This is a genomic window from Thiomicrospira microaerophila, from assembly GCF_000934765.1.
GTDB classification, from domain to species: domain Bacteria; phylum Pseudomonadota; class Gammaproteobacteria; order Thiomicrospirales; family Thiomicrospiraceae; genus Thiomicrospira; species Thiomicrospira microaerophila.
On sequence record NZ_JYNN01000043.1, the window covers coordinates 1 to 18,371 of the forward strand.

Annotated in this window: 16 protein-coding genes and 1 pseudogene; 10 read left to right on the top strand and 7 right to left on the bottom strand. The window is 47.5% G+C overall.

The window, feature by feature from the left end; genetic code table 11:
• The 4 genes and pseudogenes from NA59_RS10795 to NA59_RS10815 form a co-directional block, all read right to left on the bottom strand.
• Window positions 1-320 (bottom strand): annotated as a pseudogene (locus NA59_RS10795) (hypothetical protein); the annotation flags it as partial.
• A 112-nt stretch (window positions 321-432) separates the two neighbouring features.
• On the bottom strand, window positions 433-1,392 hold the full coding sequence (locus NA59_RS10800) for an Rpn family recombination-promoting nuclease/putative transposase (RefSeq protein ID WP_044412310.1): 960 nt from the start codon (window positions 1,390-1,392) through the stop codon (window positions 433-435).
• A gap of 397 nt (window positions 1,393-1,789) precedes the next feature.
• Window positions 1,790-2,875 carry an NAD-dependent epimerase gene (locus NA59_RS10810; RefSeq protein WP_044412315.1) on the bottom strand — a complete coding sequence of 362 codons (1,086 nt, stop codon included), beginning with the start codon at window positions 2,873-2,875 and terminating at the stop codon, window positions 1,790-1,792.
• 12 nt (window positions 2,876-2,887) lie between these two features.
• On the bottom strand, window positions 2,888-4,087 hold the full coding sequence (locus tag NA59_RS10815) for a nucleotide sugar dehydrogenase (protein WP_044412318.1): 1,200 nt from the start codon (window positions 4,085-4,087) through the stop codon (window positions 2,888-2,890).
• 509 nt (window positions 4,088-4,596) lie between these two features.
• On the opposite strand from NA59_RS10815, the gene NA59_RS10820 reads away from it, so the two are divergent.
• From NA59_RS10820 to NA59_RS10865, 10 genes are all read left to right on the top strand, one after another.
• On the top strand, window positions 4,597-5,556 hold the full coding sequence (locus tag NA59_RS10820) for an AAA family ATPase (protein WP_044412321.1): 960 nt from the start codon (window positions 4,597-4,599) through the stop codon (window positions 5,554-5,556).
• Window positions 5,553-6,488, top strand: a complete 936-nt coding sequence (locus tag NA59_RS10825) for a DUF58 domain-containing protein (protein ID WP_044412324.1) — start codon at window positions 5,553-5,555, stop codon at window positions 6,486-6,488. The genes NA59_RS10820 and NA59_RS10825 overlap by 4 nt, the downstream gene beginning before the upstream one ends.
• A complete protein-coding gene (locus NA59_RS10830; protein ID WP_044412327.1) occupies window positions 6,485-6,949 on the top strand; it encodes a DUF4381 domain-containing protein in 465 nt (154 codons plus the stop codon). Before NA59_RS10825 ends, NA59_RS10830 begins: the two co-directional genes overlap by 4 nt.
• A complete protein-coding gene (locus NA59_RS10835) occupies window positions 6,946-7,968 on the top strand; it encodes a VWA domain-containing protein (RefSeq protein WP_044412330.1) in 1,023 nt (340 codons plus the stop codon). Before NA59_RS10830 ends, NA59_RS10835 begins: the two co-directional genes overlap by 4 nt.
• Window positions 7,965-9,908 (top strand): VWA domain-containing protein, encoded by a 1,944-nt coding sequence (locus NA59_RS10840; RefSeq protein ID WP_044412332.1) that lies wholly within the window; start codon window positions 7,965-7,967, stop codon window positions 9,906-9,908. Before NA59_RS10835 ends, NA59_RS10840 begins: the two co-directional genes overlap by 4 nt.
• Window positions 9,902-11,527 (top strand): BatD family protein, encoded by a 1,626-nt coding sequence (locus NA59_RS10845; RefSeq protein ID WP_044412335.1) that lies wholly within the window; start codon window positions 9,902-9,904, stop codon window positions 11,525-11,527. The genes NA59_RS10840 and NA59_RS10845 overlap by 7 nt, the downstream gene beginning before the upstream one ends.
• A gap of 101 nt (window positions 11,528-11,628) precedes the next feature.
• Complete coding sequence (locus NA59_RS10850; RefSeq protein ID WP_044412338.1) at window positions 11,629-14,376, top strand: class I SAM-dependent DNA methyltransferase; 2,748 nt, start codon at window positions 11,629-11,631, stop codon at window positions 14,374-14,376.
• Between the two features lie 12 nt (window positions 14,377-14,388).
• Complete coding sequence (locus tag NA59_RS10855; RefSeq protein WP_044412341.1) at window positions 14,389-14,997, top strand: hypothetical protein; 609 nt, start codon at window positions 14,389-14,391, stop codon at window positions 14,995-14,997.
• 123 nt (window positions 14,998-15,120) lie between these two features.
• Complete coding sequence (locus tag NA59_RS10860) at window positions 15,121-16,638, top strand: HIRAN domain-containing protein (RefSeq protein ID WP_044412344.1); 1,518 nt, start codon at window positions 15,121-15,123, stop codon at window positions 16,636-16,638.
• Window positions 16,639-16,640: 2 nt separating this feature from the next.
• Window positions 16,641-17,405, top strand: a complete 765-nt coding sequence (locus tag NA59_RS10865) for a nucleotidyltransferase domain-containing protein (protein WP_044412345.1) — start codon at window positions 16,641-16,643, stop codon at window positions 17,403-17,405.
• Between the two features lie 41 nt (window positions 17,406-17,446).
• Here NA59_RS10865 and NA59_RS10870 read toward each other — a convergent pair whose 3' ends face one another.
• The 3 genes from NA59_RS10870 to NA59_RS10880 all read right to left on the bottom strand — a co-directional run.
• Window positions 17,447-17,638 carry a hypothetical protein gene (locus NA59_RS10870; RefSeq protein WP_044412349.1) on the bottom strand — a complete coding sequence of 64 codons (192 nt, stop codon included), beginning with the start codon at window positions 17,636-17,638 and terminating at the stop codon, window positions 17,447-17,449.
• 84 nt (window positions 17,639-17,722) lie between these two features.
• Complete coding sequence (locus tag NA59_RS10875) at window positions 17,723-17,983, bottom strand: hypothetical protein (protein WP_044412352.1); 261 nt, start codon at window positions 17,981-17,983, stop codon at window positions 17,723-17,725.
• Between the two features lie 73 nt (window positions 17,984-18,056).
• The coding region (locus NA59_RS10880; protein ID WP_044412357.1) for a transposase at window positions 18,057-18,371 on the bottom strand (315 nt) is incomplete at its 5' end.

Here is an 18,371-nt window from a genome sequence, read left to right on the forward strand (position 1 = left end):
AGCAGTTCGTCGAGTCGGTCTTTCCAGTCGAGTAGTTTGACCATGGGGAATTTGAAGGTGATTTCACAGCCCGCCAGGCTAAACTCATAGCAGTTGGGTCTGAATTGGGCGTTGGTGTCGGTTAATACCGCCAGACTGATGACGTCTTTGTTGTATTTGTCGCTGATTCGGTAGTTGTAGCGATACATTCTTTTGGCAAAGTCGTCTTCGGGTTCGCCTTGAATCTCAACATGCACCAGTAGCCATTTTTCTTGTCCATCGAGCAGGTTGAGTTGCACGAGTTTGTCGGCATAGGTGCGCCCTGTTTGCGCTTCGGGCATAATTTGCTGGAGCTCTTTGTCTAAAAATGTGATGGGTTTTGTTCCAAGATTGTTATTACATATTGCCAGTGATTGATTACACTATCTCTTTGCAAGACTTTTGCTTGCAAGGCTACTCATTACCGACACCTATTTTTTCGCGCAGGGCTTGGATTTGGTCTGTCGACAATTTGGTTAGCAACGTTATATTTGAATCATCAAAACCTTGTTCTATCATTGTTTTAGCGATTTCAAGGGCTTTTTTTAATTCTCCTCGCTCTTCACCAATACCGATACCTTCTTCACGACCTTTTTCGATGCCAATCCCAATGCCTTTTTCAATCCCACGCTCCTCGCCACGGATTTCGGCCTCCTCAACATGGGTATCAATGACGTTTTTCATGTCGCGGTAGTATTTTAGGCTGGCTTCGTAGGTTTGGCGCTCAGTCGGAGTAAACTTGGCAATGCTGGCTTTTTCGAAGATGCGTAGGAAGGTTTGTTGTTGTAGTCGGCGTGGGATGTCGTGCAGTTTGTGCAGGTTTTTGAATAGGAATAGCCATTTGTCTTGGTCGGTTTCAAGTTCGTCTTCGGTTTTGGTGAAGTTGGGCATGGTGAGGTAAATAAACATGCATTTGTCGTAGAAGACTTGGTTGTGTTGGTTTTTGAGCTGTACGGTATGCACGACATCTTTGTTGCCCGCCGATTTGTCTTCGTCGAATTCAAAGTCTAGGATGCCGATGGTATAGACCGCATCGAGTTCAAAATCCCAGTCGTTACCGCGCTCGGCTTGTTGTTGAATCGGGAAGCTGGCGTAATAAACACTGCGGTCTTTAAAGAACTTTTGTTTGGCTTTTTGGATTTCAACGATGAAGTGTTCACCAGATGGGCTGGTACAGTTGAGATCAAACACCGCACGGCGATCCAACTGGGTGACGCCGAGTTTTTCGTTATGGGTGAAGTTGAGCGCTTGAATTTGGTGTTTTTGCGGTAACAGGGTGTTGAGGAACGCAATCAGGTTGTCCTTGGAGTCTTCTTCGCCAAACAGGCGTTTGAAGCCGTAATCGGTGAATAGGTTGAGGTATTTTTCTTTCATGCGCTGGCCCTGCTTGGTGTTTTTACAGGATGTTAGTATAGCAGAGTGGATATGTTTGATGTCAGTGCGAAAATCCGTGTCATTGCGAGCGGAGCGAAGCAATCTCTTGAGTCAGTGCACGGTCGGCTGGAGATTCCGGCCTTCGCCGGAATGACGAGGTGTCCGCGGTTGGCTGGAGATTCCGGCCTTCGCCGGAATGACGAGGTGTCCGCAGTTGGCTGGAGATTCCGGCCTTTGCTGGAATGACGTATGGTTTGAGGTGCGCGGTTGGCTGTAGATTCCGGCCTTCGCCAGAATGACGAGGTGTCCGCGGTTGGCTGGAGATTCCGGCCTTCGCCGGAATGGCGGGGGGTGCGGTTGGCTGGAGGTTCCGGCCTTTGCTGGAGTGACTGTGTTATTAGTTGTAATAACCTTTATACCACTCCACAAACTTCCCTATGCCCTCTTCTATGCTTGTTGCAGGTTTAAAGCCTGTGTCAGCAATAAGTTCGTCTACATCTGCGTAGGTAATCGGAACGTCACCGGGCTGCATGGGGAGGAGGTTTTCTTTGGCTTTTTGGCCGGTGGCGGTTTCAATGGCCGTAATGAATCGGCGCAGGGTTACGGGTTGGTTGTTGCCGATGTTGTAGATTTTGTAGGGGGCGGCGGCGTTGGTGATTTTTTTTGTGTTTGATAATTCACCCTCACCCCGGCCCTCTCCCATCAAGGGAGAGGGAGCATTCTGCATTACGCGGGTGATGCCTTCTACTATATCGCCTATGTAGGTGAAGTCGCGTTGCATTTCGCCGTTGTTGAAGACGTCGATGGTTTCACCGGCTAGGATTTTTTTGGTGAAGGAGAAATAGGCCATGTCGGGACGACCAAATAGGCCGTATACGGTAAAGAAACGTAAGCCTGTGGTTGGGATTCCGTATAAGTGGCTGTAGGTATGCGCCATGAGTTCGTTGGATTTTTTGGTGGCGGCATACAAGCTGATGGGGTAGTCTACGCGGTCTTCAGTGCTAAAGGGTTGTTTGATGTTCATGCCGTAGACGGAGCTGGAGCTGGCGTAAACGAGGTGTTTGACTTTGCTATGGCGGCAGCCTTCTAGGATGTTGACGAAACCGACTAGATTGGAATCAACATAGGCATGGGGGTTTTCGATGGAGTAGCGCACCCCGGCTTGGGCGCCGAGGTTGACGACGATGTCGAATTGGTTTTGTTTGAATAGGGTTTCTATGCCTTGGCGGTCGGCTAGGTCTAGTTTTTGGAATGTTAAGTTTTTAGTGTTGAGTGTTGAGTTTTCACCCTCACCCCAGCCCTCTCCCATCAAGGGAGAGGGGGTTTGCAAGCCCAAGGCTTTTAGGCGGTCGAGTTTGAGCTGCGGGTCGTAGTAGTCGTTTAGGTTGTCGATACTGACTACTTCATCACCACGCGCCAATAACGCCTTGGTTAAGTGAAAACCAATGAAACCTGCACCACCCGTTACTAATATTTTTGCCATGTTTATAAACCTTTAATCCTTTCCAAATAAGTCGCGGGTATAGACTTTGTCTTTTACATCAGCGATGTCATCGGTTAGGCGGTTGGCGATGATGACGTCTGCTTGGTTTTTGAAGTCGTTTAGGTCGCTGATCACTTGGGAGTGGAAGAATTCTGTTTCGCCCTGCTCGGTTAAGACCGGTTCATAAATGACAATCGGGATGCCTTTGGCTTTAATGCGTTTCATAATGCCTTGGATGGCGCTGGCGCGGAAGTTGTCGCTGCCTTGTTTCATGACTAGACGATAAATACCAACGGTTTTCGGCTTGCGCTTTAATACTTGATCAGCAATGAAGTCTTTTCTGGTCGTATTAGAATCGACGATAGCTTGAATTAGGTTTTGTGGTACATCTTGGTAGTTAGCCAGTAGCTGTTTGGTGTCTTTGGGTAGGCAGTAGCCGCCATAGCCAAAACTTGGGTTATTGTAGTGGTCGCCAATACGTGGGTCTAGCCCTACCCCTTCGATGACTTGTCGGGTACTGAGTCCGTGGGTTTCGCAGTAGGTGTCGAGTTCGTTGAAGTAGGACACCCGTAAGGCTAGGAAGGTATTTGAAAATAGTTTAATCGCTTCGGCTTCGGTGGAGTCGGTGAACAATACCTGAATGTCATTTTCGGGTTTTTGTGCACCTTCAACGAGGAGGTTGGCAAAGGCTTGCGCACGCTCGGATTGTTCACCCATGACGATACGCGATGGGTGAAGGTTGTCCCACAGGGCTTTGCCTTCGCGCAGGAATTCTGGGGAGAAGATTAGATTAATGTTTAATGCTGGGTGTTGCGTTTTGAGTTGTTTTTTTAAGTTACAGGTAAAGCCAACGGGGATAGTGCTCTTTATCACCATCGTTGCGCTTGGGTTTATAGCCAGCACGTCATTGATGACGGCTTCAACGGATTTGGTGTTGAAAGTATTGGTTTCGGTGTCGTAGTCAGTTGGGGTCGCTATCACCACAAAATCAGCGTTTAGGTAGGCTTGTTGCTTGTCCAATGTGGCCGCAAAGTTGAGTGATTTATTAGCTAGGAAATCCTCTATCTCAGCATCGACAATCGGTGATTGTTTGTTATTCAATAGGTCAATTTTTTCCGGCACAATGTCCAGTGCGACCACCTCGTGATGCTGGGCTAATAATACGGCTAACGATAAGCCAACATATCCTGTTCCTGCTACGGCGATTTTCATTTTATTCCTACTCTACGGTTACGGATTTAACGAGATTACGTGGTCTTTCCACATCTGTGCCCTTTTTTAGACAATTAGAGACGATGTGTTAAACGAGTAATTGTAACCCAATATTGAACATAATGGGAGCGGTTATTCACCCAACATGGCGGGATCTGTTGCGGTTTTGCACAGCCGGTTTGAAGTTCCGGCCTTCGCTGGAATGACGCTTATAAAATATCTGACAATCGGATGATCCCGTCAATGAGCCAGAATAACCGTAATACCTTTTCTCTGGGGCATAAAATTACGGCCGGGTTGGATCTGCGTTATTGGCTGGCATGTAGGTTGCAGGTATGTAGGACAATAAGGAAGTTCGTTTAACCGGCACTTGCGACTGCGCGCTTAGATTAATCGATTTGAAGGATTCCGTTTTAAAATATGAATCTAATCTTGAAGCCTGTCTGGGTGGATTGCAATTTTTGAGTAAGTTGCCATAATGTGGGGTCTTGTTTACTCGAAGGATTGCCATGAGCTTAGTGAATCGATTTCAAGCATTGGAACAGGCGTTGAATCAGGTGATTCTGGGTCAACCGCATTTAATCCAGCGTATGTTGATTGCCCTGTTATCCGATGGTCATTTATTGGTTGAAGGCCCACCAGGCCTGGCTAAAACCAAAGCGATTAAAACCCTAGCTGAACAGCTAGAAGGTCGGTTTCATCGTATTCAGTTTACCCCTGATTTATTGCCTGCTGATATTACGGGTACCGAGATTTATCGTGCCGCTACGGGTCAGTTTGAGTTCCAAGCGGGGCCAATATTCCATAACCTGATCTTAGCGGATGAAATTAACCGCGCGCCAGCTAAGGTGCAATCGGCGCTGTTAGAGGCGATGGCGGAAGGTCAAGTGAGTGTGGGCAAGCAAACCTTGCCGATGGAAAAACTGTTTATGGTGATGGCGACCCAAAACCCGATTGAGCAGGAAGGCACCTATCCGCTACCCGAAGCACAGCTGGATCGTTTTATGTTGCATGTTACGATTGATTATCCTGATCGTGAGCATGAAGCCCAGATTTTGGCGCTGGTAGAAAACGAAGCCAAAGAAATAAAAAGCAGCATGCCTGAAAAGATTGATCAAATAGCCTTGTTTAGTGCACGTGAGGAAATTTTAAATCTGCATATGGCGCAAAGTGTGAAGGATTACCTTGTTGAATTGGTGATCGCCACGCGCCAGCCGCATAAATACAACGAACAGTTGGCTGAGCAGATTACCTATGGCGTCAGTCCGCGTGCCACGATTGCGCTTTCGCGTTGCGCACGGGCGCATGCTTGGTTGTTGGGCAAGGATTTTGTAAGCCCAGATGATGTGCAAGCGGTGGTGCATGATGTGTTTCGTCATCGTTTACTGCTGAGCTATGAAGCGGAAGCACAAGGCAAAACCGTGGATCAGGTCACGGATGATATTTTAGGTTGGGTGACCTTGGTATGAGCGATACACCTCAATCGGCGGTTTATAGCGACTTAGGCCGGTTGAATGCTTGGCGGTTTCACGTGAAACACTTTAAACTCGGCCATCAACAGCGCATTATGATGCAAGCCAACGGTTCGCGTCCAAGTCCACGCAAAGGCCGTGGCATGGAGTTTAGCGAAGTACGGGTTTATCAGCCGGGTGATGATGTGCGCCATATTGATTGGAAGGTCAGCGCACGCAGCCAAGACACCCACACCAAGTTGTTTAGCGAAGAGCATGAGCGGCCTGTGGTGTTTGTGGTTGAACAGTCGGCGCGGTTATTTTTTGCCAGCCAACACTGCTTTAAATCGGTATTGGCGCTCGACATCCTGGCGATCCTCGCTTGGGCCAGCTTAAATCAAGATGATCGGGTGGGCGGCTTGGTGTTTGGTGATCAGCCTGCACATTGGATAACGCCTAAGCGTCAAGCTAAAAACCTCTTGCAGTTATTTCATCACGGCTTACACCAAAACCAAGCGCTTAATCAACCCGCACCAGGCGATAACCAGGCCTGGTTGCGTGCGCTGAATCATATCGCGCCGCTGGTGCATCCGGCTAGCCGAGTTATTTTAATTGGCGACTGTTTGAATATTGATAAAAACGCCCATGCGGTATTAAGCCAAATCGCCAAACATGGCGCGGTGACCGCGATCCACTGCGAAGACCCAATTGAATCCGATTTGCCTGATAGCTATGCGCTGGCGTTTAGTGATGGCGAAACCGAGGTATATTTAGACGGACAAAACGCAAATCTGCGCCAAAACTATCAGAAGGCTTACGACCAGGCCTGGTTAAACCAAAAGAACAGTTTTAGCCGCTTGGGGGTGGCTTTGTGTCGTGTTTCAACCGCGGATGCGATGGGCAATGGGTTGATCAATTCGCTGGTTAAGCAAAGGATTTTAAGACGATGATGGGCGATCCATTAGACCTGCTTGAAGATATTATCCTGCCCGAACCCATTGGGTTATGGCCACTGGCATCGAGTGTTTGGGTAACGCTGTTTATTGTGCTGGCGGTGTTAATTGGCCTGATTTGGTATTTCTGGCAACGCCACAAAAAAGCCGCCTACCGTCGTGAAGCCATCGCCAATTTATCCGACCTGGCTCAACGCGATGATACAGAATTTTTAAGCCAATTAAATGCGCTATTAAAACAGGTGGCGATTACCACCTATGGCCGCGCCGCCTGCGGGGGATTAAACAACCAGGCCTGGTTAGCCTTTTTAAAAAGCAAAGCGGCGTTTATTGAGCACCCTAACGCGCTGCAAAAACTAGAGCAACGCTACCAAGCGCAACCCAACCCCCTCACGCCGCCAGAGCGCGAAAGCCTGATTTATTTTGCGCAACGTTGGATTCGGGAGCATCACCTATGAGTTTGACCGCCCTGATGCATTGGTTTGAAAACTTTGGATTTATTTGGCCTTGGATGATCGCCTTCTTGCCGCTGCCTTGGTTGATTCGTCCGTTTTTAAAACCCGCGCAACAAAAACAAATCCCGCTGTTAGCGCCGCATTTAGTGTCGCGGCTGCGCGTGAATCAATCCGTGCAACCCTTGCAAAAACCCAGCGCCGATGGGTTGCGTTTGCCGCTGTTGTTTTTAGCCCTCTGGCTGGTGCTGTTGTTAGCCGCGATGCGCCCGGTTTGGTTTTTAACCCCGACGCCGTTTGAATCAACCGGGCGTGATATGTTGTTGTCGGTGGATTTGTCTGGCAGTATGGAAAAGCCGGATATGCTGCTAAATGGGCGCAATGTTGATCGTTTAGTCGCGCTTAAAAGCGTGGTTGATGACTTTATCGTCCAGCGCCAAGGCGATCGAATGGGCTTGATTGTGTTTGGTACCGAAGCCTTTATGGTGAGTCCGCTGACCTATGATTTATCCGCAATTCAACAACTGCTACAAGAAACCCAAATCGGCATGGCGGGCAATAACACCGCGATTGGCGACTCAATAGGTTTGGCCATTAAACACCTGCAAGGGGTGCGCAATAACAAAGCGGTGTTGGTATTGCTCACCGATGGTTCAAATAACGCCGGCGCGGTCGAGCCGTTAGACGCCGCAAAAAAAGCCGCTGAAGTCGGTTTAGTGATTCACACGATTGCGTTTGGTGATGTGCAAGCAGGCGGTTCGCGTAACCGTGTATTTGATATAGATACCGAGACGCTGGAAGCTATTTCCGCCCTAACTGGAGGCGAAAGCTTTGTCGCCAGCCAAACCCAGCAACTAGCGGAGATTTATAAACGCATCAATGAAATTGAATCCACTCAGTTTACTCTCAATCAATTTAGAGCACGCACTGAGTTATTTAGCTGGCCGCTTGGGTTGGCGTTATTACTCAGTTTTTATCTCGTTTGGCGAAGCATCACGCCAAAACCGAGCAAGGAGTCAGCATGACTGAACTGACTTTTTTACGTCCCTGGTGGTTTTTGGCGCTCTTGCCTGCGGGCTGGTTGCTTTGGCAGGTATGGCAACGCAAGGTGCAAGATTCGGGCTGGAAAGCCTGGATTGATCCTGCGTTTCAGCCTTATTTACTCAGCGGTCAATCGTCTAGCCAAGCGTCGCTGCCGATTGGTTTTTTTGGGCTGGGCTTAATTTGGCTGGCGGCGATTATTGCGCTCAGCGGGCCAAGCTGGAAACAACAACCGATTGCCGCCCAAGCCACTCAAACAGGCAGCGTGATTTTGCTCGACTTGTCTTTGTCGATGTATGCCGATGACCTGCAACCCAATCGCTTAACCCGCGTGCAGTTTAAACTCACCGATCTGCTTAGACAGCATCCTGAAATGCGTGTGGGTATGGTTGGCTATTCGGCTTCGGCCCATATTATTACGTCAATATCCGACGACAACAGTACCCTACTGAATCTTTTGCCGCATTTGAATCCGTTGATTATGCCCTCCTATGGGGCGAATGCGGTTGCCGGTTTTGACAAGGCGGTTGAACTGTTTGAAGGCGCGAACATCACCCAGCGTCATCTTATCTGGGTTACCGATGATGTCGAGCCATCCGAAATAACGTCGATTCAACAACGCCTTAGCCAACACGCTATTCAACTGAGTGTGTTAGCGGTCGGTACGCCACAAGGTGGCGCAATTATGATTCCAGAGTTTGGCTTGCTTAAAGACCAAGACGATCGTTTAGTGCAAGCGCAAGTGCCCGTTCAACGTTTGGCGCAATTGGCGCGTGATAGTGGCGGTCAATTCAGCCGTATGCAGTTGGATGACAGTGATTTGCCCAGCTTATTACCGCCTTTTGCGGGCGCAAGTGAGCGCGAACAGCATGACGAAAAACTTCTTTTTCAAGCGTTGGATTATGGCGTGTATTTACTTTGGTTATTAGTGCCGCTCGCTGCATTAGCGGCACGACGTGGTTGGCTGATGTCCTTAGCGTCGTTAACGTCGTTGACGTTGATAGTATTATTACCCAGCGCATTACTGCCGCAAACAGCTTGGGCGCAAGCAGAATTACAGCAACAACAGCAATTACAAGCAGACAAACCCGAAATCCGGTTTTCTGATCGCTGGCGAGAAATGTTTTTAACTGGCAACCAACGTGGCTACCAGGCCTGGCAGCAAAAGGATTATCTGGCGGCAGAACGCGAGTTTAGTGATCCGAGTTGGCGCGGTAGCAGCTTATATCGTCAAGGTCGCTATGAGGAAGCCGTAAATGCGTTTGCACGCGATGGTTCGGCGCAAGGACACTATAATCGCGGCAATGCACTGGCGCGTTCAAACCAATTAGAAGACGCGCGCAAAGCCTATCAAACCGCACTCGAATTACAACCTGACTTTCCACAAGCGCAACATAACCTTGAGGTGATTGAGGAATTGTTAGCGCTACAGCAAGAGGCAGAAGGTCAAGAAGGTCAGCAACACAACGACAGCGCCGCACCGCAACCTTCTGAACAGTCATCAGAGCAATCGTCTGAGCAAAGCCAAGGCGATGACCAGGCCAATGACCAAACCCCTCAATCCGCCGATCAAGGTCAACAAGGCGACACAGCGCAACAGGGGCTAGATGACCAAGCTATTGAGGAGCAATCTAAAGATGACCAAGCGAGCGAAAGCGAATCCGCCTTAGGCCAAAGCCAGCAAGACGCTGAACGAGAGAGCGATCAAGAGGGTCAAAGCGGTTTGCTAAATCAACCAACCCAATCCGAAATCGCCGAGATCGCCGAACAGGACGCACAAGCCCGTGAACGAGAGCAAGCCCGCCAAACCTGGTTAAACCAAATTAAAGACGAACCCGGTGTGTTTTTAAGACGCAAGTTTGATTATCAGTATCAACAAAACCCACCCAGAAACCCACAAAAGGAACCCTCAAAACTATGGTAATCCGCCGCTTATTTCTGAGTTTTCTGTTATTTTTATTACCAGGCCTGGTTGTCGCCCAGCAAATTTTAGTGGCCCAGGTTGATCGTGATCAGGTTGAACAGGGTGATATTATCCAATTGAGTGTGATGGCGAATTTCCAAACCACCAGCCGTGGGCCTGATTTTGCGCTGTTGCACGCCGATTTTAATGTGCTCGGCACCCAAGCCTCCAACCAACTTCGCATTATTAACGGTCAGTATAGCGCCACCACACTTTGGGATGTTCAGCTGATGGCCAAGCGCACCGGTGAGTTAACCATTCCCGCTTTCAGCGTTGAGCGCGCGCAAAGCCAACCGATTCAAATTAGCGTTTCGCCTGCGAGTCAGCGCACGGATGATTTCCGCATCAGCTTTATCGAAGCCGAAGTGGATAACCCCAATCCTTATGTGCAAAGTCAGGTGATCTATACGCTGCGCTATTATCATTTAGGCTCACTGGTGCGTGGCAGTATTAACCCACCGCAATTTGATACTATGATTTCGGAAAGACTACAAAACCAACGCAGCTTTGAGCGCCGTGTTCAAGGGCGCGTCTATCGGGTATATGAATGGGTGTATGCGATTTATCCGCAAGCGAGTGGCGAACTAATTATCCCGCCGCAAAGCTTTGAGGGGCGCTTGCTGTATGAGCGTTCGATACGTTTAGATGAGCAGACTTCTGAACCCATTACCCTGAATGTTAAACCCATTCCCGCCAGTTTTCCGGCGAATGCGACTTGGCTGCCGGCAAAACGACTGATTTTAAAAGACGAGTGGACCCGCGAAGACCGCTATCAAGTAGGCGATACCCTCGGGCGACGCATCAGCCTTGAAGCCACCGGATTGCGCGCCAGTCAATTACCCAATCCTGATTGGCCGCAACAAGACGGCTTGCGCCTCTACAGCGATCCCGTTAGTCAACGTGACCACTTAGACCTGAGTGGCATTAGCAGCATCAAAAGCCAAGATTTTATGGCGGTATTACAAGCACCAGGCTCGATGGCGTTTAACGAGATTGAAATTCCCTGGTGGAATACCCAAACCGATCAGCTTGAAATAGCACGCTTAGCAGGCCACGCTATTCAGGTCGAAACCGCCGCAAGCAGCAACACGCCATCCACTGAAAGCCTGCTCGGGCTAGAAGATGTCAGCACCCCTAGCCCAACAGCGGCATCGCGCTTTTGGCCGTTTGTCAGTGGATTGTTAGCGATATTATGGCTCATCACCTTCGGATTCTATTGGCAAGCACGCCGCCAAACGGCTAGGATCACCCAAGCAGAAAATGCCAGACAAAACAAGATTGATAACGCAGAAATTCCACTGGATCAAGACTTAGAAACCCTCTGCCAATTACCCCTTGACCAACTCGACCCAGCGATTAAATACTGGCTTAAACAACAAGGGTTCGCCGGAACCCATGCACTCAAAGCCGCCCATCCTGCGCTCTACCAACAACTGCTCGCGCTCGAAAAAGCGCGCTACGGTGACCCACAAACGGCGTTAGCGTTAGAGCTAGACAGAGCAGCACTGAAACAAAATCTCAGCGCACTGCTCAATACAAAAACCAACAACCCAACAACACTGCGCCCCTTGTATCCTTAACCCGAATTAAAAACACAATCTTCTGCGACGGGCTTTTGAAAGTTTGGTATATTTCATCCATTCAATTACAGATAAATAACTAACGTATTTTAGGATGACGGATGCCCCTTTCATTTCAAGACATAAAAAATCGCGCCCATAAATTTGTGCAAGACTACAGCCATGCCGTTAAAGAAAACGCCGAATCGCAGAGTTTTTTAAACGCCTTTTTTGAAATATTTGGCGTTAACCGCCTGCGCGTTGCCAGCTTCGAACTACCGGTTAAAACTGACGACAAAGGCACCAAGCGCATCGACCTGTTCTGGCCAGGCGTGTTATTGGTTGAAATGAAATCCACCGGTCAAAACTTAGACAAAGCCTATCAACAAGGCATGGGCTACTTTAAAGGCATACCCGATGCCGACCTACCGCCCTATGTCATGGTCTGTGACCTTAACACCTTCAAACTCTACGACCTAGCCGGGCGCACCGACTACACCTTTACCCTAAACGAATTGCCGCAAAACCTCCACCTGTTTGACTTTATGCAAGGTAAAACCGTGCAAGATCTCAGCGAGGTAGACTTAAACATCAAAGCCGCTGACCTGTTAGGCGATCTGCACGATGCGCTAGAACAAAGCGGTTTTAGCGGCCACGACCTGCAAGTGTTTATGGTGCGTGTATTGTTCTGTCTTTTTGCTGAAGACACCGGCGTATTCAATCGCCACCAATTTACCCAATACCTGCTCAAGTTTACACACGACAGCGGCAACGATACCGAAATCCATTTGCAACGCCTGTTTCAAGTGCTTGACCAAGCCCCAGAGCAACGCAATAAAAACCTCATGCCTGAGTTACAAGCCCTTCCGTATGTCAACGGTCACCTGTTTAAAGAGCGCATTGATATGCCGTTTTTTACCAGCGAGATGCGCGCCACCCTGCTGGAATGTTGTTTGTTTAATTGGCGCGACATTAGCCCCGCCATTTTCGGCAGCCTGTTTCAAAGCATTATGGACAAAACCGCGCGGCGTAATTTGGGCGCACACTACACCTCTGAAACCAATATTTTAAAAACCATTGAACCACTGTTTTTAACCGCTCTTAAAGCCGAATTTAACCAGGCCTGCTCGCTTAAAAGCGACAAAGCCCGCAACAGCAAACTGCAACAACTCACCGAGCGCATTCGCCATCTCACCTTTTTAGACCCGGCCTGCGGTTGTGGCAACTTTTTGATTATTACCTATCGTGAACTGCGCCGTTTAGAACTGCAAATTCTAAACGCCCAACGCACGGATCAATCGCAGGGACATGTTGAACTCGAAATCCAATCCGCCATACCGCTTAATAATTTTTACGGCATAGAAATCGACGAATGGCCGGCACGCATTGCCGAAGTCGCGATGTGGCTCACCCAGCACCAAATGAATGTCGAATTTGCCAAGGTGTTTGGCTTTGAACCCGATTTATTACCCCTTAAAGAGCACGCCCAAATCCATCACGCCAACGCACTGGAACTGGACTGGGCGCAAGTCATCCCCGCGCAAAACTTGGATTATATGATTGGTAATCCGCCGTTTGTGGGCAAAAACTTTCGCTCCAAAGCACAAGAAAGCAGCCAAGAAAAGGTCTTTAAAGGCTTGGTTAAAAGTTGGAAGTCACTCGATTTTGTTACCAGCTGGTTTATGAAAGCCGCTGTGTTTACCCAAAACACCCAGACCCAATGCGCGCTCGTATCCACCAACTCGATTACCATGGGCGAACAAGTCGCCACCCTTTGGCAACCCTTATTAGACATGGGTATCCATATCAACTTTGCGCACCGCACCTTTAACTGGAGCAACGAAGCCCACGGCAAAGCCGCCGTGCATTGTGTGATTATTGGCTTTAGCCACACTCACCAACCCCATAAAATCATTTACGACTACCCAGATATTAAAGGCGAACCGATTGAAATAGCCGTGAGCAATATCAATCCCTATTTAATTGATGCGCCCAATGTCGTGATTACCAACCGAACTAAACCTTTAGGCAAAGTCAGTGAAATGGTTTATGGCAATAAGCCAGTTGATGGTGGTTATTTGTTTTTAACCCCCCAAGAACGTCAAGAATTGCTCCAAAAACAACCAGGCCTGGTGGAATGGATTAAGCCAATTTTAGGTTCACAAGAGTTTTTAAATAATGGCGAACGCTATTGTTTATGGTTAGTAAATGCCAGCACCAAACAACTGCGTGACTTAATGCAAATCCCCGAAATTAAAACCCGAATTGAAGGCGTAAAAGCCATGCGTTTAGCCAGCCCCAAGGGAAAAACTCAAGAATCCGCTAATACCTCTTGGCTATTTGACGAAATTCGTCAACCTAAAAACGGTACGTACATTCTTGTACCCCGTGTTTCTTCCGAACGCCGAGAATATGTGCCAATGGCATTTTTAACTTCTGATACTATCACCACCGACAGAAACCAAATGATTCCTAATGCAACACTTTATGAATTTGGCGTTTTAAATTCAAAAATGCATTACGACTGGATGTGCGTGGTTACGGGTAGACTAAAAAGTGACTTCAATTATTCCGCCAAATTGGTCTATAACAACTTCCCTTGGCCAGAAACAACACCCGAACAAAAAGCGCAAATTGAAAAATTAGCCCAAGCCATTTTAGTTTCACGTGAAACACAATTCACCCAAGACCCCAACACCAGCCTGGCCGACCTTTACGACCCAAACCTAATGCCGCCAGAATTACGCAAAGCCCACCAAGCCCTCGATAAAGCCGTCGATAAACTCTACCACCCACAAGGCTTCAAAACCCCGCTAGAGCGAGTAAAACACCTGTTTCAACGCTATGCCCAACTTAGCACTAAACCATAATGAGGTAGCCAGATGAATTCAGAATTGTATTATGACGAAACGCTTGATGGCAGCGCATTTAACGCGACCCAACGCTGGCTTAATGACACCCTCCCCTTGTTGAAGCAAGCCATCGCCGATCAGCGTGCGCCCCTCCAACTGATTGCGGTACACAGTCTTGATGACATAGAGCCCTGGGTTGAGCGGCTCGATCATTGGCCGAACTATTTTGGAAAAACATTTTTCGCGTACGTTCAATCGAACGGCCAAGACCCTTTAGCACTGGAGGCGTGCTTTGAACAGGCATTGGAATATAAACGCCAAATGCAACACGCTCTGATAAATGACAGCGCGTTACAACCTGTGGTTAATGAGTTGATTCAACAGATGTCGTTTCTTCTTAACCAAGGGCTTAAACAACTTCAAGGCTTGCAAAACAGGCTCGCTCATCCTGTGGAAGATGAACCCTTAAACTTACATTTTGAGCGCCCAAAAAGCGAGCGGTTTGAAAGCCTGCTTCAAACCTATGCGGCTAACAAAAAACAAGCTTTCGCATCATCTAATATCGGAACAGACCTTTCACTATGGGGGTGGTTCTTTACGTTTAGTATAGGCGCGGCATTGGTTTGGCCCTCACTCTGAGCTATGGTGGCGTTAATCGGCTTCGGCTGGCTGGTCTATAAAACGTTCGTTTGGCTTTTTAAGCCTTAATATCAACCCACGTTTTTTCACCCGCTCGCGCGGGATTCTCACTGGACTTATAAAATGACGCAATTCAACCCAGGTATTCAGCCTTGTTTAAGGCTTTATGATGCAGTGGACAACACAAGGAGCACACTCACGATTTGGGGTTGGGACTTTGATTTACGGGTTACTGAAAACACCCTTGAAGAGCTCCCTTTAAGTTTTAAAGAAACCGATTACGCCTGTTCATTTTTTGGCGCGGATGGTCAATTATCGGCTTGGATAACACCTTATCTTGATGACCACTGGACGCAATGGGCTGAGCAAATTCCAATGGCGTATCGTCAAGCGGTTGGCAAGCTCAGCGGACAAGACCCGCGATTTTCGCAGTTAATGTTGCTCCGTCTAATGAAGTGGCACCCTCATTTTGCCCAGTGGCTTATTAATTTAGCCGAAACACAGGGTGGCGCTTATTTAAAGTTTGTGATGACCTTGGCTTCTTTTGCAAAACTGGCCTTGCCGTTAAAGGAGACGTTTTTATTAAGCTTGGTTGGACAAGAACGCCACACCTTTTTAATGCGCTTAAGTGGTGTACCGGTAAAATCCGCTGATCTCAAATTTATCTATAAACTCGCTTTGATGGACAACCTTTGGACGCTTTATGACGCCAAAAATTTTTTGTGGTTACTCGCTGAAAATGAGCAAGATGTAAAATCGGTTTTGTCTCAAACCAAGCAATTAAACCTCAATACCGTTAAAAAAATTTTACAGTGGCCTCGATGGTTATGGTTAGGATCTATTTGGTCTGCTGTGGCGGAACTGGATGAACTGCAAATTGAACGAGTAGTGCCGCCGCTGATTTTGGAAGCCGAGGGCAATATCCAAAATCAAATGCTAAAAACCCTTGCTAAAGTCACTACGTATGATGCGCTAGAAGAGGTGCTTGCCAAACTGGCTACAACTTTTGCCAAAGTGGCGATTTTTGATAAGCCTCCTCTAGCAGGGAGCCTTTATTTAACACCGATTACTACGGGTAAAGGTTTAGTGGACGAAGGCAAGAGCATGCAGCATTGTGTGGCCGGTTATGTCGATTGGGTATTAAAAGGACAATCTTATTTTTACCATTGGCATGGTGATGAAAACTTTCCGATGCCCTTAACCATAGAGTTGAGTCCATTTCCTAAAAGCTCACAATGGAAAGTGGTGGAAGCCTTGGGTGTAAAAAATAAGCTCCCTACCCCTGAACAGTATGATTATTTAACCCAGCACTTGGCCAACCTGAATCCCCCTTGGGGGTATTTATTGGTGAAAACGGATGTGGTTGGCTTAAACTACTATGACTTAAGTGAGGTCTATAGATCGCTAGAAACCTGGCAGACTTTAAAGATTGAAGCGAAACCGGACAACGAATTTGATCCCCATGCGGTAGCGGTGTACACCCCGGAAGGGGTAAAACTGGGATTTATTCCGAAATCTGAAAACCACAAAATTCACCAGACCTGGTCAAAAAATTGGCAATTAACGTGTCGTTTAAATTATCTCGATTTTACGCGCCCAAGACTTACTGTGAATGTGTATTTAGCACCGGAAAAGGAGTAAAAATGTTATCCAAAATTAGGCTGCAGCTTGAAAAAATCGAGACAGATTATGGTGTGAAGATTTTGTATGCTTGTGAGTCGGGTTCCCGGGCGTGGGGCTTTGAATCAACGGATAGTGATTATGATGTGCGCTTTATTTATGTACACCCCAAAGATTGGTATTTGCAATTAGATGCGCAACGCCAAAGGGATGTGATTGAGTTGCCGATTGATGGATTGCTGGACATTAATGGCTGGGACTTGAAGAAGGCTTTGAATCTTTACTACAAGTCCAATCCGGTGTTATTGGAGTGGCTGCACTCGCCGATTGTTTATTGTGACGAGCCCAAATTTACTCAGAAGATGCGTGAACTTTTGCCGCAATTTTTTTCACCTGAGAAAACTTTTTATCATTATTTGAATATGGCAAAGGGGAATTACCGTGAGTATCTTAAGGCTGAGCAAGTGCGTTACAAAAAATACTTGTATGTATTGCGACCTTTATTGGCCATCGAGTGGATCTTAAAATTCCAAACACCGATTCCAATGCTGTTTTCGGATTTGGTAGCAAGTTGCGTAAGCGATGAAGATTTGAGAAAAGCCATTGAGCATCTTTTGTGGTTAAAACAGCACACTAGCGAAACGAGTCATGGCGAACCGCTTCCGGTGTTGAATCAATGGATTGAACAAAAATTTACAGAATTTGAAGCCCTGCGACCTGCTACACTTGAACAAGTTTCTTTAAGCCCTCTTAATGCATTGTTTAAATCATTTTTAAACGAGGTTTAACCCGCACAAGGCGAGTTAATTAAGAGGGTTAGTAATCGGTGTTAAGAATGAACCGGTGCGACGTTATTATCTCGGTTCATCTTGTCCACTGTTTCTTTCAAAAATTGCACGAGTGATTTGGTTTCGGATTCGCTCAATAGATTTAGTCCTGAGTAAATATCGGGCTTCAGATTCGCTGAGTCCACTGTAGTCGAACCCGACGAGTTGTTTAAATTCGGCTTCAAATTGTCCATGTTTTTCCCTTAAATCCTTTAATGTTTGCGTTCTTAGGTAAAGTTTAGATGATTCGAGTTTTCCGGTCAATATTTCATGCCCGACTACTTAGCACCAGCGCCTTCGATAAATGACTTCAAGCTGGCCAACGTGCCACCCATTCCCAGAAAGTCATCCAAAATAACATAGCCCGGATATTTCATAAACCCTAATTTCGCTCTCCACCCAACCGATTTTTTATGACGGCTCCCCGATGATTCGACTTTGTGTTCTATTTTTAATTTGATGAAGCGTGAAAAGCCTCGACAAGCCCTAAAATGGCTGTCTTTTTTTGTCGTTTTTTTAAAGCCTGATGATTTATTCAATGAGTGGCACAAAGCACCCCTCTGAGGTGTTCAGCTTGGTTTTTTACTGGATTTGTAAGGGATCAGGCGCGTGTTAAGCCGGTTGCGGTGGTTTGGATAGATAGAGTAGTTCACACACGCGGTGTAAAACGGCTTTGAGGGTGTAATGACTGGGGAGCTGGAGCTTGATACGATCCTTGTATTGACGCACACGCACCGCGATTTTAAACAGTTTGAGCATGAGGGTTTTGGGTTGGGCTTTGGCCAACTGAGTGCCCTGTAAGGTGTTTTCTCGCAACGCGTGAATCAGGCTATAGGCCGCACAGGCATAAAACACACGCATCTGATTGGCGATAAAACGATGGCATGAGGTGCGATCTACCGCTAAATCGTTTTTGAGTGCTTTGAT

What these genes read in the sequence shown, in the direction of transcription:
- NA59_RS10835 (WP_044412330.1), top strand. Translation starts at nt 6,946, where the DNA reads ATGAGTTTGACCGCCCTGATGCATTGGTTTGAAAACTTTGGATTTATT.
- NA59_RS10810 (WP_044412315.1), bottom strand. Translation starts at nt 2,875, where the DNA reads ATGGCAAAAATATTAGTAACGGGTGGTGCAGGTTTCATTGGTTTTCAC.
- NA59_RS10820 (WP_044412321.1), top strand. Translation starts at nt 4,597, where the DNA reads ATGAGCTTAGTGAATCGATTTCAAGCATTGGAACAGGCGTTGAATCAG.
- NA59_RS10860 (WP_044412344.1), top strand. Translation starts at nt 15,121, where the DNA reads ATGACGCAATTCAACCCAGGTATTCAGCCTTGTTTAAGGCTTTATGAT.
- NA59_RS10870 (WP_044412349.1), bottom strand. Translation starts at nt 17,638, where the DNA reads ATGGACAATTTGAAGCCGAATTTAAACAACTCGTCGGGTTCGACTACA.
- NA59_RS10815 (WP_044412318.1), bottom strand. Translation starts at nt 4,087, where the DNA reads ATGAAAATCGCCGTAGCAGGAACAGGATATGTTGGCTTATCGTTAGCC.
- NA59_RS10865 (WP_044412345.1), top strand. Translation starts at nt 16,641, where the DNA reads ATGTTATCCAAAATTAGGCTGCAGCTTGAAAAAATCGAGACAGATTAT.
- NA59_RS10840 (WP_044412332.1), top strand. Translation starts at nt 7,965, where the DNA reads ATGACTGAACTGACTTTTTTACGTCCCTGGTGGTTTTTGGCGCTCTTG.
- NA59_RS10850 (WP_044412338.1), top strand. Translation starts at nt 11,629, where the DNA reads ATGCCCCTTTCATTTCAAGACATAAAAAATCGCGCCCATAAATTTGTG.
- NA59_RS10845 (WP_044412335.1), top strand. Translation starts at nt 9,902, where the DNA reads ATGGTAATCCGCCGCTTATTTCTGAGTTTTCTGTTATTTTTATTACCA.
- NA59_RS10855 (WP_044412341.1), top strand. Translation starts at nt 14,389, where the DNA reads ATGAATTCAGAATTGTATTATGACGAAACGCTTGATGGCAGCGCATTT.
- NA59_RS10830 (WP_044412327.1), top strand. Translation starts at nt 6,485, where the DNA reads ATGATGGGCGATCCATTAGACCTGCTTGAAGATATTATCCTGCCCGAA.
- NA59_RS10825 (WP_044412324.1), top strand. Translation starts at nt 5,553, where the DNA reads ATGAGCGATACACCTCAATCGGCGGTTTATAGCGACTTAGGCCGGTTG.
- NA59_RS10800 (WP_044412310.1), bottom strand. Translation starts at nt 1,392, where the DNA reads ATGAAAGAAAAATACCTCAACCTATTCACCGATTACGGCTTCAAACGC.